This window comes from Streptomyces solitudinis, assembly GCF_036323765.1.
Classification (GTDB): Bacteria; Actinomycetota; Actinomycetes; order Streptomycetales; family Streptomycetaceae; genus Streptomyces.
The window spans coordinates 37,315-52,519 of the sequence record NZ_JAZDCW010000013.1; the positions used below are offsets into that span (position 1 = coordinate 37,315).

Genomic DNA, 15,205 nt, shown 5'->3' on the forward strand with positions numbered 1-15,205 from the left:
GGCGACGGCCTGGCGGCTGACCGCCCAGACGGGCACACCGGCCACGTCGACCGGGCTGGCCGCAAGCAGCCGCGCAGCTTCCGCTCGGGCGTCGGCGGCGAACGGGCGAGGGCGAACAGCGGTTGGGACAGATCCATGACTCGCCCCTACGAAGAGTGCGGATACCGGTGCGGCCGCGGGCGGGCACGTGTACGTCCACCCGCGGGTCGGCCATCAGCAGTCAGGGGGTGTGGTCAGCCCAGTGGGGGCCAGGTGAGGACCGCTTCGTTCTGGCTGGTGAGCTTGGACAGGGGCACGAACCGAAAGTAGAGGTCGCGCAACCGGGACGAGGCCGCGCCCTCCAGCTGCTCGGTCTCGCTGAGCGCACGGGCCGCGCCGACCAGTGCCTCGGTCCGCGGCCGGCGCTCGTCCTCGTAGGCGCGCAGGGCCGCGGACAGATCCGTTGCCCCCTTGAGGTGCTGGGCGAGGACGACGGCGTCCTCTATGGCCAGCGCCGCGCCCTGGCCGAGGCTCACCAACATCGGGTGCGCCGCGTCCCCGAGCAGGGTCATCCGTCCGCTGCCCCACCGTGACAGGAACGGGCGGTCCTGGGCGGTGATGCGGACGATCGTCTCCTCGGGGGTGACCCGGATCGCCTCCTGTACCTCGTCGGCCCAGCCGGCAAAGAGGCCGGTGAGCCCCTCCTTGCCCCGCCGCAGGCGCCCGGAGGCCCCAACGGGGACGTTCTTCGTCCCCCACCAGTACGCGCGGCCGTGACCGATGTCGGCGAGGCCGAAGCGCTGGCCACGCCCCCAGTAGTGCGCGGCGTAGCCCTTGGTCATCCGCGGGTGGCTGAAGGGCACCGTCGCCAGCCAGCACGCGTAGTTGCCGGGCCGTGGCTCATCGGCGTCCGCCACCTGGCGGCGGATCGCGGAGTTGAAACCGTCCGCGCCGATCAGGACGTCGCCCGAGGCCGTCCGCCCGTCCTCGAAGGTCACCTCGACCCCGTCGTCACCGGAAACGAAGCCCGTTGCCGCGGCGTTGAGTTCGATGGCCTGGTCGTTCCCGAGCGCGTCCAGCAGCGTCTGCTGGAGATCAGCCCTGTGGACGGCGTAGTTCGACGCGCCCAGCCGGTCCGCGAGTTCGCGGAAGGGGAGCGTCCTGATCGGTCTGCCGCGCTTGGTGAGGAACTTCAGCTCGTCGAAGACCTCACCGCGCTTGTCCAGCCCCGGAGCGATGTCGATGTCCAGGGCGCGCAACGCCAGGATCGCGTTGGCCATCAAGGAGACCGCTGTCGTCCCCGGGCGCAGCTCGGGGGCCCGTTCGAAGATCTGCACCTCGACGCCGGCCCGGCGCAGCGTGGCCGCGGCCGCCAGCCCGCCGATCCCGGCCCCGATGATGAGGGCCTTGTGTGGGGAGTGCTGGGTCATGTCCCGCTCCTCTCGGCCGGCCGCCCTGTGAGGCGGCCGGACATCACTTCTGCCACCCTCTGGGCGACGGTGCTCACGTGCGGTTCCTCCAGCAGGACCAAGTGGTCGCCGGGAACGTCCACCACCTGCAGCCGGCCGGTGGTCAGGGCTCCCCATCCGTTGGTGGGGTCCTCGTGCAGGCTCTGTGCGGCTCCGTGCATCGGCTGGAGGATCTCCGGCAGCTCCGAGTGGGCGCGGAGCAGTACCAGGTCCTCGTCGCCCGGTTCGGGCTGGTACGAGAGAATCGCGTGCCAGTGCGCCTTGAACATCCGGAACAGGCGCCGCACGGTGGTGCGTGAACTGGCCGCCGGCAGGACGCCGGCCTCCGTGGCGTGTTCAACGATGAAGTCGAACTTCGCCTCCTCCTCCAGCCCGTCCGGCAGCGAGACCACCGGCGCAGTCCCGCCGCGCTCCATCCACAGCAGCTCCCAGAAGAACCACTCCAGCAGCGAGTGATCGGCGATGTCGGGCCGCTCTCCCTGCTTGACGAAAATCGGATCGATCAGCACGGCGCCCCGGAGGGCGTCCGGATCGGTGCGCCGCAGCTGACGCGCCATCTCGAAGGCGATGAAGCCACCGAACGACCAGCCGCCGATGACGTACGGGCCTTCCGGGCACGCCCGGCGCATCGCCTTCACATAGCTGTCGGCCAGCTCGGGGACGGAGCTGAGCGGTTCCGTTCCGGGGACGGTCCCGGCAGCCTGCAGCGCGTAGACCGGCTGGTCTTCCGGCAGGTGACGGGCGAGGCGTACGTAGGACAGGACGTGGCCGCCGAGAGGGTGTACCAGGAACAGGGGTGGCTTGCTGCCCTGGGCGCGGATCGGCACGACGGGGTCGAACTCCGCTCCCGAGTCCCCGGCCCGCAGCCGTTCCGCGAGCCCGGACACGGTAGGCGCCGCGACGAACGCGGAAAGCGGGACGCTGACGCCGTACCGCTTCTCGATCGTCATCACCAGCCTCATCGCGGTCAGCGAGGTGCCGCCGACATCGAAGAAGTTGTCCCGTACCCCGAGCGAGGGCAGCTCCAGCAGTTCCGCCAGGATGTCCACCAGCGCCCTCTCGTACTCGTCACCCGGCGGGGTGGTGTCCGCTGACGGCGCGGCGAGCGGCATACGGCGCAGCAGCGCGTCGTCCCGCTTGCCGCTGGGTGTCAGGGGCAGACTCGGCAGCCACTCCAGGTACGAGGGCATCATGTAGTCCGGCAGCACCGCGCGCAGGCGGGAGCGCACCTCGTCCAGGTCCACGGCCGCCGCATCGCCGACCAGGAACGCCGCGAGGAACGCGTCGGCGCCTTCCCGGCGCCTGGCCACCACCGCGGCCTCGCGGATGCCGGGCTGCTCCCCGGCGAGTTTGGCGATCGCGATCTCCACCTCGGCGAGCTCGACCCGGAAGCCGCGCACCTTCACCTGGGAGTCGGCACGGCCGAGCCACACGAGGTTTCCGTCGGGCATGACCCTGGCCAGGTCCCCGGTGCGGTAGAGGCGGGCGCCCGGCTCGCCGGAGGGATGCGGTACAAAGCGCTGCTCGGTGAGATCAGGCCGGTTGCGGTAACCGTGCGCCAGGCACACTCCGCCGACGTAGACCTCCCCCTTCGCGCCGGGTGGCACCGGCCGCATCAGTCCGTCGAGCAGGTAGATCTCGATCCCGTCGATCGGGGTGCCAATGGGCGGCAGGTCGGGGAAGGCGGCCGGCTCGCCGGTCATCGTGTGGCGGGTCAGCAGATGCGTCTCGGTCGGTCCGTACTGGTTCTCCAGCACGGTGCCCGGCAGCGCGGCGCAGAACCGCCGGATCTCGTCGGTGACCCGCAGCTGCTCGCCGGAGGAGACCACGACCCGCAGCGCGCGAGGCCGGATCCCCAGCGCTTGGGAGGTCTCGGCGAGCTGCTGGAGCGCGACGCAGGGCATGAAGGCCCGCTCCACCTCCTCGCGGTCCAGAAGGCGCAGCAGCGCCTGCATGTCGCGTCGCTCCTCCTCGGCGAGCAGCTGGAGGGTGCCGCCGCCGCACAGGGTGGAGTAGATCTCCTGGAACGCCACGTCGAAGCTCAGCGGCGCGAACTGCAGGGTCTTGCCGCCCGCCGCACCGCTGGCGGAGGGGACCTGCCACTCCATGTAGTTGGCGAGGACCCGGTGCGGGAGTTCGACCCCCTTGGGCTCGCCACTGGATCCGGAAGTGAACAGCAGGTAGGCGACGGTCTCGCCGGTGATCTCCGGCAGTTCCGGGCAGCCGCCGGGTCCCGGCTCGGCGGCGAGCAGGTCGTCCACGTACAGCAGCCGGGAGGAGTCCTCCAAGAGGTGCGCGTGCGTGGCGTGCGTGATGATCCGCACTGGATCGGCCTGGGCGACCATCGCCGCGAGCCTGGCCTGTGGGTAGCTGACATCCAGCGGGACGCACGTGGCGCCGGCCTTACCGACCCCCAGCACGGTGGCCAGCGTTTCGGGCGACCGGTCCATGGCGATGCCGACGGTCGCCCCGGGCCGGGCTCCGGCGCCGATCAGGCCTCGAGCTATTCGGTTCGCGGCGTCGTCGAGCTGTGCGTACGTCCACTGGCGCGATCCGCAGGAGACGGCCACCGCGTCGGGGGTGCGCGCCACGTGCCCGCCGATCCGCCGGATGACGTTCTCGGGCGTGACCCCGCCAGTGCCGGGGACGGTGGTGGGGGCGGACAGCAGTGCCGCTTCGGTCTGCGGATCGCGCAGGAAGGCGAAGGCCACCCCCTCGTCGGGGTGTTCCGCCAGCTGCTGGAGGACGGCGAGATACGTCCGGCCGATGCTCTCCACCTGTGCCCGGGAGAAGGTGCGCCCGTCGCAGTCCATGCGCAGCCACAGGCGTCCGTCCACGGGGTCTACCACCGCGTTGACCAGGAGTTTGAAGTTCGTCTCCTCCCAGGTCCTGAAGTCGGTCAGCTCCATGCCGGTGTCCTCGAAAAGCGAGGTGAGGACGTGCGGGTGGACGTAGTTGAAGGCCGTCTCGAAGATCACATCCCCGCCGCGGTCTCCCTGGATCGCACTGAGCGGGTAGTGCCGGTGGGGGTGGCTCTCCCGCTCCTGCTGGTAGACCTCGCGTGCCGAGTCGAGCCAGGTGCGCGGCTGGGTGTCGAGGCGCAGCGGCAGCGTCTCCAGGAAGAGGCCGGTGATTCGTTCAGCGTCGGCTTCCTCCGGCCGTCCGCCGGTGACCAGGCCGGTGGTGATGTCCAGCGTGTCGGAGTACAGCCGCAGCGTCAGGCAGTGCGCCGCCAGCAGCAGGGACTTGACGGGCAGTCCCTGAGTGCGCGCCAGGTGCCGCACCTGGGTGCCCAGGCCGTCGGGCAGTTCCACATGGTGGACGATGATCCCCTCGTCACCCGCGGGTTCGTACGGCCGGAACCCATCGATCTGGGCCAGTTCGGCGCCGGTCAGCAGCCGCTCCCAGTAGCGCCTGGTGAGGTCGCAGGAGAGGGCTCGCCGTTCCTCACGTACGTAGAGGGCGGGGGACGGCAGCGGTCCCGGCGGGACGGCTGCGACGGGCTGTCCGGCGTGGTGGAGGAAGTCCTGGAGCAGTTCGCGGACGAGGGTGGCCACGCTCCAGCCGTCCAGAATCGCGTGGTGGAAACTGAACACCAGCTCCACGGAGGTGTCCAGGACATGCGCGCGGAACAAGTACAGCGGCGGGCGGTCCAGCCGGTAATCGTGGTACCGCCGCTCCTCGACGTGCCGGGCGACCTCGGCCCGCGCCTCCTTGTCGCTGAGACCGCGCAGATCCGCGATCTGCAGTCCGCCGTCGACCTCCTGGTGGACGAGTTGCAAGGGCTCGGAGTAGCTGCCCAGATCAAATGCCGAGCGCAGGACCGGATGGCGCCGGACCAGGCTGTCGAAGGCGCGGCGCAGCGCTTCCTCGTCCCAGACCGTCTTGAGGGAGTAGCAGAAGACGTCGTGGTAGACGGCCGTCTTCTCGTGTTCCCGGCTGTGGTAGAGAAGGCCGAGGTGAAGCCGTGTCGCCGGGTAGGCGTCCGCCAGGCCGGTCAGCCGAGCGCGGTCGACCCCTGCCACCAGCGCGAACGGCTCCAGCGGGGCGTATGGGCTCTCCGGCGACGAAGTGGTCGCCACCTCGGCGAGCGCCGCCACGGTGGGATGCCGGACCATGTCGGCCAGGGTGAAGTGAATGCCCGCGCGCCGTGCCTCCGCCTGGATGCGGAGCATCAGGATCGAGTCCCCGCCCAGGGAGTAGTAGTCCTGGTCGACGCCGATCCCGTCGGTTTCGAGGACGACCGACCAGGCCGCCGCGATCTTCGCCTCGATCTCGTTGGCCGGCGCCGCGCCCTTGGCGTCCGCCTCTACGGCGGGAGCGGGCAGACGCCGTCGGTCGGCCTTGCCGTTCGCAGTGAGTGGGACGTGGTCGATCCGTACGAAGAAGGACGGGATCATGAACTCCGGCAGCGACTCCAGGAGCCGGGCCCGGAGGTCCGCGAGCCGCACCTCCTCGTCCGCGACGTAATAGCCCACCAAGTGGACGCCGCGAGTCGATGAGTCCCGGTCCACGACGATCGCGTCCCGGACGCCCGGGAAGGCCGCCAGCCGGTCGCGCACCTCGCCGAGCTCCACCCGGTTTCCACGGATCTTGACCTGGTCGTCCAGGCGGCCCAGGTATTCGAGGGTGCCGTCCGCGAGCCATCGCGCCCGGTCGCCGGTCCGGTACATCCGACCGCCGGCCACAAACGGGTCGGCCACGAACACCGCCGAGTCCAGCTCGGGCCGGTCCAGGTAGCCGCGCGCCACGCCCACGCCGGCGATGCACAGCTCACCGGCCACCCCGGCGGGCTGCAGGTCGCCGTGCGCCCCGGTCACGTAGAGCCGGATGTTGTCGATCGGCCGCCCGATCGGAACCCGCCGGACTTCTTCGGCCGCGTCGCCCGGGCAGTCGTAGTGGGTGACGTCGACCGTGGCCTCGGTCGGGCCGTAGAGGTTGACCAGCCGTGGTGTGGTGGCACCGGCCGCGGTGAAGGCACGGTTGAACCGGTTCACCTGAGAGGGCGTCAGCGCCTCACCGCTGCAGAACACCAGGCGCAGGGAGGCGATGTCGTCGACGCGTGCCGGAATCGCTTCGAGCAGGTCCAGGAAGGGGCCGAGCATCGAGGGCACGAAGTGCGCCACGCTCACCCGGTGCGCCTTGACCGTCCCGAGGATGGCCTTGGGGTCCCGCTCGCCTTGGGGCGGAAGCAGCGCCAGTCCGGCGCCGGTGATCGCCCACCAGAACAGTTCCCACACCGAGACGTCAAAGGTCGCCGGTGTCTTCTGGAGCAGGACGTCCTCGTCACCGACCGGGTAGCCGCGCTGCATCCACTCCAGGCGGTTCACCACGGAACGGTGCTCGACCTGTACGCCCTTGGGCTGCCCGGTGGACCCCGAAGTGTAGATGACATAGGCCAGCTCGTCCGGACCGCCGAAGCATCCGGGCGGGGCGGACGCGGCACGCGGGGCGGCGTCCAGGTTCCGTACGGGCGCTGCGTCACCCACGAGGGAACCGGACACGGTACTGCCCAGCAGCACGGCCTTCGCCCCGCTGTCGGCGAGCAGGAACCTGACCCGTTCCGCGGGGTGGCCCGGGTCGACCGGTACGTACGCGCCGCCTGCCTTGAGCACGCCCAGGACCGCCGCGACCAGTTGCGGGCTGCGCTCGGCCGCCACGGCCACCCGGTCGCCGGCCTCCACGCCGTCGCCGCGCAACTGGTGCGCGACGTGGTTCGCCCACGCGTCCAGCTGGGCGAAGGTGAGCGACTGGGCGGGATCGTCCGTGACGACAGCCAACCGGTCGGGGGTCCTGGCCGCCTGCTGCTCGAAGAGCGCGTGGACCGTGGTGTCCCGGGAAAAGTCGGACACCGGGCCACTGCCCGTCGTGAGCAGGGCGGCGCGCTCGGCTTCGCTGATCATGGGGACCTCTGACAGCGGGCGGTCCGGCCGGGCGAGGGCGCCCTTGAGGATCGTCTCGATGTGGGTGGCCACCGACTCGACGGGGAAGTCCGTGTCGAAGACGTCGAGCGCGTAGTCCATGTCAACCAGGACGTCGCTCACGTCGTCGAGCTCGTTGACGACGACCGCCAGTACGTCGTCGTCGTGTGCGCGGGCCTGCACGACGGTTTCGTACGCCACGCCCTGCACGTCGAGCGGACTGGGCCAGCGCAGGTAGGCGATGGTGGTGTCGAACAGTCGCTTGGGGCCGCTGTCCTGAAGCGGTACCGAGCGCAGCAGGTCACCCAGGGAGAATCGTTCGTGTGGTTTGAGCTCCCTGGTCGCGGCCTGTACCCCGGCGACCAGCTCGCTCATCGTGCGGTCTCCGCCCGGGGCCACCCGCAGTGGCAAGGTGTTGGCGAAATGGCCGACGGTCTGCTTTTGGCCGTCGGTGGGCCGGTTCAGCAGCGGAACGCCCAGAACGACCTCGTCGCTGCCGTGCACCCGGGAGAGATAGACGGAGAAGGCACTGGCGACGAAAGCGAAGACTGAGTGACCGCGTTCACGTATGCCGTCGATGACGCCGCGTTCTATCAGGAAGCTGTGGCGGGCGCTCCGCCGGAAGCCGGCCGGCGCGGCGCGGCGAAAGAACGCGGGGACGACGCCCTTCAACTGTTCCTGGAAGAACTCGCGGTCCCGCTGGTGATCGTCCGAACCCTGATAGCGGCGCTCGTCCTCGACGAAGTCCAGGTACGACGGCGCGGACCGCTCGCTGATCCCTCCGGTCCGCCGCACCTGGTCGTATTCCGCGCGGACCTGGGACATGAACAGGTTCAAGCCCCAGGCGTCGGCGACGATGTGATGCACCTTGACGTACGTGTGAACAACGTCCTCGCGCTCCTTGAGGACCGCGATCATGAACAGCCGGGAGCGCTCAACCTCGAACGGGACATCGAACGCGTCTTTGATCCACTCATCACAGGCCGTACGTGGCTCGGCAGCCCCGGAGAGGTCGACCGTCGGGATGTCGAACGCCTCGTGCTCGGCCCACTGGCTCGGGGTTCCGTCCTCCGGGTCGATCCGGAGCCGGAACGCGTCGTTGCGGTCGGCCGCACGGCGCAGGCACTCCTTGAGCAGGTCGATGTCGACCTCGCCTGTGAACCGGTCGGTGATGAAGCAGTTGAACTGCGGGAGATCCGGGTAGAGAGAGTGCGCTGCCCAGATGTCCTGCTGATAGGCCGTTAGAGACTTACGCCCCCGGAGATTCACGATCGCTCCATTTTCCTCGGCTGTTTCGTTTAATGCATTAGCTGTGCGTGTGCCTCAGCGAGCATTCTCCGCGGCGCTCGTGCTGCCGCGATACCAGGGATTCCCGGCCGCCTCGGAGATGAGATTGCGCGACTTCGTCTCCCACGCCCTCCCGAAATCAAGGGTCAGATACTGGATTAATTCCAGTGCGGTGAAGTACCGGCGAATGAAGGTCGACCGGTCGAGTCCGATCTCGGTGACGGTGACGTTCGCATACTGCGAGATCGGCTCGATAAGCAGCGAAACCGACTTCTTACGCTCGATGCAGGTCTAATCGTCCTTCGCCGAGCCGGCGAAGACGAGAACGCCGCGCCGACGCTCGGGGGCGGTGAGCGTGGGCACCTCGCTGTGGCAGAACTCATGGAAATGGTTCCGCATCGCCGGCATGATGGCGATCTCGTTGAGGTGCACCTTGGCGAGCTTCAGCAGTCCCTCGTGCCACTTGGGCGACCCGAGCATGCCGATGTTTCAAGCCCCCGTTGAATCTTCCCTGCTTTTCCCGCCGCGCTTCCCGATTGCCCGCTGCCGCCCCGAGGCGTTTCCCGGGAGCCGCTCCGAGCGAGAGGCCTGGCGGCGGCGATGGCATCAAGAAGGCGAGCGAGGCATACCCACCCCGCCCCGGCGCGGACAGGCCCGTTGGCGCATCCGTCACACCGGTCCAGAGGGTCCCGCGCAGCCGGGCCGGCGCGGCGTGCCCCGAGCTGACTCCCGGCTTGACTACGACGGCTCAGCCGAGCTCAGGCTTGCGGGCGCGAAGGATGACGTCGAACCGTCCAGGGTATTGGCGGTCGATCGTCTCGAAACCTGCTTCGGTGTACCACTGCTCGAACTCCTGCGCCGTGTAAATGCGGCCCTCGGGTGACGCGACCGTCTGGACGTACGCCGACATGAACGCGGCGTGGGCGGGGCCGGTCTCGTCGTCGTCCTGGGCGCAGGCGACGATCACCATGTGACCGCCCGGCTCCAACGCTCGGTAGGCCTTCGCGAAGAGGTTCTGGACCTGCTCCGGGGACCAGATTTCGAGGAACCGCGAGTACACGACGCAGTCGTGGGACGACGTGGGGAACTCGTCCTGCATGATGTCGGTCCCGATCGCGCGGACCCGCTCGGACAGGCCGGCCTCGGCAATCCGGTCGTTAGCCAGCTTCGCCACGTTCGGCAGTTCGAGAATGGTCGCCTGGAGGTGCGGCCATCGCTCGGCGAAGCTGATGGCGTTGGTTCCGGTTCCCCCTCCGACGTCCAGAACGCGGTGGTACGACGAGAAGTCAACGGCGTTGACGAGGTCCTCGACCACCGAGCGGCTCTGGTGTTCCATCATGGCGGTGAACACCTTCTCGAGATCCTCGTTCTCGGCGAGGAGCTCGTACAGCGTGGTCGCCGACGATCCGGCGAGCAGCTCGCGGTCCATCCCCAGGTTCTCGTTCTCCACCAACGATTCGTAGAGCCAGCCGACCGGCCGGTAGAGCATCTGGTGGGTGTAACGGACGATGACGGGCATGAAAGCGTCCTGGTCACCGGCCAGGAGGTCGGTCGCGGCGGTGTTGTGGTACCCGTCGCCTTCCTTGTTGACGAGTTTGTACGCGCAACATCCCAGCAGCAGCACGTGCCCCGCACGCTTTTCCAGCCCCAACGCGTCGGTTATTTCGTCAAGGGTGCTGCCTGGCCGGTCCTTGAGCAGGGTGAATAAACCCAGCCGTTGGGCGGCATGCATAAACGGAAATCGGAAGCTGGTGTAGACCAGATTCCAGAGTTCGTCCAACGCTTTCGACGACGGTTCGGTCATGGCGTTCCCCTTCACAAAATCGCAGGCCACGGGCGCTCGCCCTCGGCCGAGTCGTGGTGAAGTTCGGCATCATCCGGCTCTGCGGAGCGACGGCCGCTCGGAGCCGGCAACGAAAGCAGGTGCTGCGGATCGTCGTCCGCAGCCGGCACTCCCAGTGCACCTTTTTGGAATGCGCCTTGTTCTGCGTCCAGCGAGCGCGCACGGCGCACGGCGTTCGTCCTCGCAGTCGCGCGGCGCGGCGGCGACGTCGCCGTTCTCGGCGAGGTGCCGGGCCGGCAAGGCGGCGTCCTCGACAGCGAGCCCCGCCCCTTGTCTTGGCCCAGCGACGCATGCATTGGGCGAGCAGTGCCGCCTCTCCCCCGTCTTCTGCATCGTCAGCACCTCCCTCCGCAAAAGGCAACAGCAGATTTAGGGTTCACACAAGGCCTCTCAAGTCAGCACCCCTTGATCAATGGCGTGAATCGTGCGGCACTCCCTTCTACATCCCGCCACTGAGGCCGTTGAAGCCCTGAGGACGGACCGGAATCCCCCCGACCACACGGCTGAAAATGCTCCAGTCCATAAATGGTAGATAACTGTATGATTCGTCTGAAGCGGACAGAACGACGAGCACGCGCGCGCTGACTTTGCGTCAGCTTCTGCACCGCTACGGCGAGATGATCGTTCGCTATGGCATGTGACGCGACGCGTTCTTGACGGGCGAGGTGGGCGAAGCGTCGGAGTGGGCATGCGTCGGGCACGGTGTGGCGACGTGACGTGGCCGGCCCGCAGTGGCGGAAGAGTGAGCCTCCGCCGCCGATGGGCGGCAGGCCCGGAGGAGTGGGCCGATCACGGCAAGGTGATCAACGGGGGCCGTTCATCGGCGGGCACGTGGCAACGGGCCCCAGCCGGGCTGCCGTGTGCATCAGCACGCGGCAGGAGCCCGCGCCGGCCGGCGGGCCAACCGTCGACGCCGGACAGGTGGCCGCCCACCGACCGTCGACACCACCCAGTGCCGGCAGCGAAGGGCCGTCGAGCGCGACCGCACCGTCAACAGCACTCTCCCCGTCGCCGCAATCGTCGTCCGGCGAGTACGGGAATCCGCGACGGGACGCGGCCCGCCGTGTGGTCACGGACGGGTGACGGTCCGCACGGCCAACCACCCACTCCTCGCGGTGCCCCCGGTCCGTTCAGACCGTCCACCGCCGCATCAGCCGCAAGACCAAGGCCGACTTCAAGACCGCCTATGTGGACACCAGCCACGCCGCCGAACAAGCCACACCTGTCCATTTCGCGCGAATGATCCGACGGGGCCGGGCCATGGAGGCCCGGCCCCGCGGGCACCCAGGACCAGGCAAAGCGCCGGGGATCTGACTGAAAGGCGTCGCTGCACCTGCGAGGCTGCGTGTCAAGTCGGCGGTTTGCGGCCAGAGCCCAACACCCTTGACACAGCGAGGGTTTGAGGCCTGCTCCGCTCTCAGCGAACGACAGACGGAGTCGCGTTCCGTGACGTGTGAACGTGTTAGCTTCATACGAGACTGGGGAGGCGAGTTCAACCATCGCATGCCCGACGCAGTTTCCCTGGGGTGCCTGGGGATCGGTCAAGAACAGGGGAAGACATGAGTGACGCGAAGTTCCACCACCCGGCATCGTCGATGGCACCGTATGCCTACAACCCCAACGGCGGCGCCGCGTTCGGCGACCAGATTTACAACCGCCTGCTCAGTGACCGCATCATTTTCCTGGGCAAGGAAGTCGACGACGAAATCGCGAACCAGATCACGGCCCAAATGCTCACGCTGGCCGCCGATCCGGACCGGGACATCTACCTCTACATTAACTCCCCCGGCGGCTCGGTGATGGCCGGTCTCGCGGTTTACGACACGATGCAGTACATCCGCAACGACGTCGTCACCATCGCCATGGGGTTCTGCGCGTCCATGGGCCAGTTCCTGCTCACAGCCGGCACGCCGGGCAAGCGATTCGCGCTGCCGCACACCAGGATTCTCATGCACCAGCCGTCGGCCGGGCTCGCCGGTTCTGCCACGGACATCAGGATCTACGCCGAGCAGCTTCGGGAGACGAAACGGGAGATGGCCGAGCTGACCGCCCATCACTCCGGCCAGACTCCGGAGCGGATCACCCAGGACTCGGACAGGGACCGCTGGTTCACGCCGGTCGAGGCCAAGGAGTACGGCCTCATCGACGACATCATGACCCGTGCCACGGGGACGCCGGGCGACAGCAACTTCCCGGGCCAGTCCGCTGGATGATGCGTGGTGGAACCACGACTCCCCTTCGTATGGAGGTGTCGCGCTCAGTGCAGCCGATTGAATTCTTATCTCAAGCCCGGGACACGCCCATGAAAAGTCGCCACATCGTTCCGAGCTTCGTGGAGCGCACCTCGCAGGGAACCAGGGAACTGGATCCGTACGGCAAGCTCTTCGACGAACGGGTGATCTTCCTCGGCAGCCAGGTCGACGATGTGTCGGCCAACGATGTCATGGCGCAGATGCTTTGCCTGGAAGCCATGGACCCGGACCAGGACATCTCCCTCTACATCAATTCCCCTGGTGGCTCCTTCTCGGCCTTCACCGCTATCTACGACACCATGCAGTTCGTCAAGCCTGACATCCAGACCGTCTGCCTGGGTCAGGCCAACTCCGCCGCCGCGGTCATTCTTGCCGCAGGCACGCCGGGAAAGCGGATGGCACTGCCGAGTGCTCGGGTGCTCATTCACCAGCCGTTCAGTCAGGGAAGTCAGGGCCAGGTGTCCGACCTGGAAATCCAGGCCAATGAGATCGAGCGGCTGCGCCGGCTCATGGAGAAGGTGCTGGCGGAACACTCAAAGCAGACCCTGGAGCAGATCTCCGCGGACGTTGAGAGGGACAAGATCTTCACCGCCCAGGAGGCCATGGAGTACGGGCTGATCGATCACGTGGTGGCGCCTCGTTCGATCCCCGGAGCGTCTTGACGGCCGTACATGTTCTTATGGCGTTATAGCGACAGCGGTCGGGGCAAAACGCTCCGGCCCCTGTCCATGTTGGGGCCCTTTCGACCCCGCGCAACACCGCGTCGCTCGGGTCGGCGCTGACGTCACCTGTGCGCACGGCCCTTCACAACGAGGAAGGGGACGAGCTCCGGGGACGGCCGCGCCGCCGATCGGCCTTCTGAGTCGGCTCAGCCATCCGGGTGAAGGGGCGCGGCACGACCAGCCATGGCCGCGCTGCTACGCGAGATCAACGGCGTCGGTCGCTACAGTCCGTCCTCATGACGGCGGTTACCACGCGCACGGTCGAGTACCCGGCCGACGGCCTCACGATAATCGGGCACCTCGCGCTCCCCGCCGGTGTCGGTCGCCGGCCCGCGGTTCTGGTCGGGCCCGAGGGGCCGGGGCTGAACGATTTCCAGCGCCGCCGGGCCGACGCCCTGGCCGAGCTGGGATACGTGGCGTTGGCCTTCGACATCAACGGCGGGCGCTGGTTCACCGATCCCAGGGAGATGCTGGCGCACACGACCCCTTTGCTCGCCGACCCTGACCGGATGCGGGGTATCGGCCACGCGGCGCTCGATGTGCTGCGCGCCGAACCGAGGAGCGACCCCGGCCGGATCGCCGCCGTCGGCTACGGCACCGGGGGCGCCATCGGGCTGGAACTCGGGCGCGACGGCGTCGATCTGCGAGCCATCGGAACAGTCAACGCGCTGACCACGGGCCGGCCGGGCGAGGCCGCGCGCATCCGCTGCCCGGTGTGGGCCGGGGTCGGATCCGAAGATCCGATCATGCCGCCCGCGCAACGGGCCGCCTTCACCGCCGAGATGCAAGCCGCGGGCGTCGACTGGCGCCTCGTGGTCTACGGTGGCGCCTTGCACGCCTTCCACCACCCGCCGGTCGACCAGGCCGTGCTCCCCGGCGTCGGCCATCACCCACGACACGCGCAGCGCGCCTGGCGCGATGTCGTCGGCCTGCTCACCGAGTGCGTACCCGTAGCGGAGTGACTTGTCCGGCCACCGGCGTTCCGGGACGCGGAGCGGGCCCGCGCCCGGCCGGGGGCAGCCCGGCTGCGGCGCATCCCGACCACGACCACCGTGCAATCCGAGGTCGCACGGCCGTCGGCTCCGGCCTGCCCCGGCCGGGGCCGACGGCGGGTTTCTGCCTGCCCCGAGCCGGCGCAGAGGGTGAAGAGCCTGTTCATCGCAGTCGGCAAAGCTTCCGCGCGCCCGGCGCAGTGGAGGGAAGAGCCACGGCCGGCACCGGGCTTCCGGTCCGCTGGCGGCTGGCCGAATGGCCCGCCGACCAGGACGAGCCCGTGCAGTTCTGGCTCTCCCACCTGCCCGGGATCACCCCGCTGCCCGTCCTCGTGCGCACCGCGAAGCTTCGCTGGCGCATCGAGAACGACTACCGCGAGAGTAAACAGGCCCTCGGGCCTGGCCCGTTTCGAAGGCCGAACCTGGCCAGGCTGGCCACCGCGTCACCCTCGTCTCGGTCGCCCACGCCTTCTGCACCCTGCAACGACTGAGCCGGTCCCCACAAGAGACGGCGTCGGCCTGAGCCTCTGCCGAGTCGTCCGCGAGCTGCGGACACTGCGCGCGGCCTGGACCGGCGCCTGCCCCACCTGTCACCGCGACATGCCAGACCCCGCACCGACGTGACCAAGCCCTGCTCGCGCTGTGGCCGGGAACGTTCGCGTCGTCGGGCGGCGAGAACGTTGGGGCGGCGGGTGTTCTGGTTTCACCAGAAGAGGTAGGCGTGCAGGGCCCGGGCCTGG

Annotated in this window: 7 protein-coding genes and 1 pseudogene; 4 read left to right on the forward strand and 4 right to left on the reverse strand. The window is 68.6% G+C overall.

The genetic code is table 11. The annotated features are described in order from the left end of the window. Positions 1 to 233: 233 nt before the first annotated feature. From V1J52_RS24705 to V1J52_RS24720, 4 genes are all read right to left on the reverse strand, one after another. Complete coding sequence (locus V1J52_RS24705) at positions 234 to 1,409, reverse strand: FAD-dependent monooxygenase (RefSeq protein WP_330142173.1); 1,176 nt, start codon at positions 1,407 to 1,409, stop codon at positions 234 to 236. Next, on the reverse strand, positions 1,406 to 8,638 hold the full coding sequence (locus V1J52_RS24710; RefSeq protein WP_330142174.1) for a non-ribosomal peptide synthetase: 7,233 nt from the start codon (positions 8,636 to 8,638) through the stop codon (positions 1,406 to 1,408). Before V1J52_RS24710 ends, V1J52_RS24705 begins: the two co-directional genes overlap by 4 nt. 309 nt (positions 8,639 to 8,947) lie before the next feature. Next, positions 8,948 to 9,136, reverse strand: coding sequence for a hypothetical protein (locus V1J52_RS24715; RefSeq protein WP_330142175.1), 189 nt, complete (start codon positions 9,134 to 9,136; stop codon positions 8,948 to 8,950). A gap of 268 nt (positions 9,137 to 9,404) precedes the next feature. Then, positions 9,405 to 10,460 carry a methyltransferase gene (locus tag V1J52_RS24720; protein ID WP_330142176.1) on the reverse strand — a complete coding sequence of 352 codons (1,056 nt, stop codon included), beginning with the start codon at positions 10,458 to 10,460 and terminating at the stop codon, positions 9,405 to 9,407. Between the two features lie 1,634 nt (positions 10,461 to 12,094). Between V1J52_RS24720 and V1J52_RS24725 the strand changes: the two genes are divergently transcribed. The 4 genes and pseudogenes from V1J52_RS24725 to V1J52_RS26230 all read left to right on the forward strand — a co-directional run. Beyond that, positions 12,095 to 12,712, forward strand: coding sequence for an ATP-dependent Clp protease proteolytic subunit (locus V1J52_RS24725; protein WP_330142205.1), 618 nt, complete (start codon positions 12,095 to 12,097; stop codon positions 12,710 to 12,712). An 89-nt stretch (positions 12,713 to 12,801) separates the two neighbouring features. Beyond that, a complete protein-coding gene (locus V1J52_RS24730; RefSeq protein WP_330142206.1) occupies positions 12,802 to 13,413 on the forward strand; it encodes an ATP-dependent Clp protease proteolytic subunit in 612 nt (203 codons plus the stop codon). Positions 13,414 to 13,709: 296 nt separating this feature from the next. Continuing rightward, positions 13,710 to 14,435 carry a dienelactone hydrolase family protein gene (locus V1J52_RS24735; RefSeq protein WP_330142177.1) on the forward strand — a complete coding sequence of 242 codons (726 nt, stop codon included), beginning with the start codon at positions 13,710 to 13,712 and terminating at the stop codon, positions 14,433 to 14,435. 72 nt (positions 14,436 to 14,507) lie between these two features. Next, positions 14,508 to 14,988 (forward strand): annotated as a pseudogene (locus tag V1J52_RS26230) (transposase family protein); the annotation flags it as partial. Positions 14,989 to 15,205 lie beyond the last annotated feature (217 nt).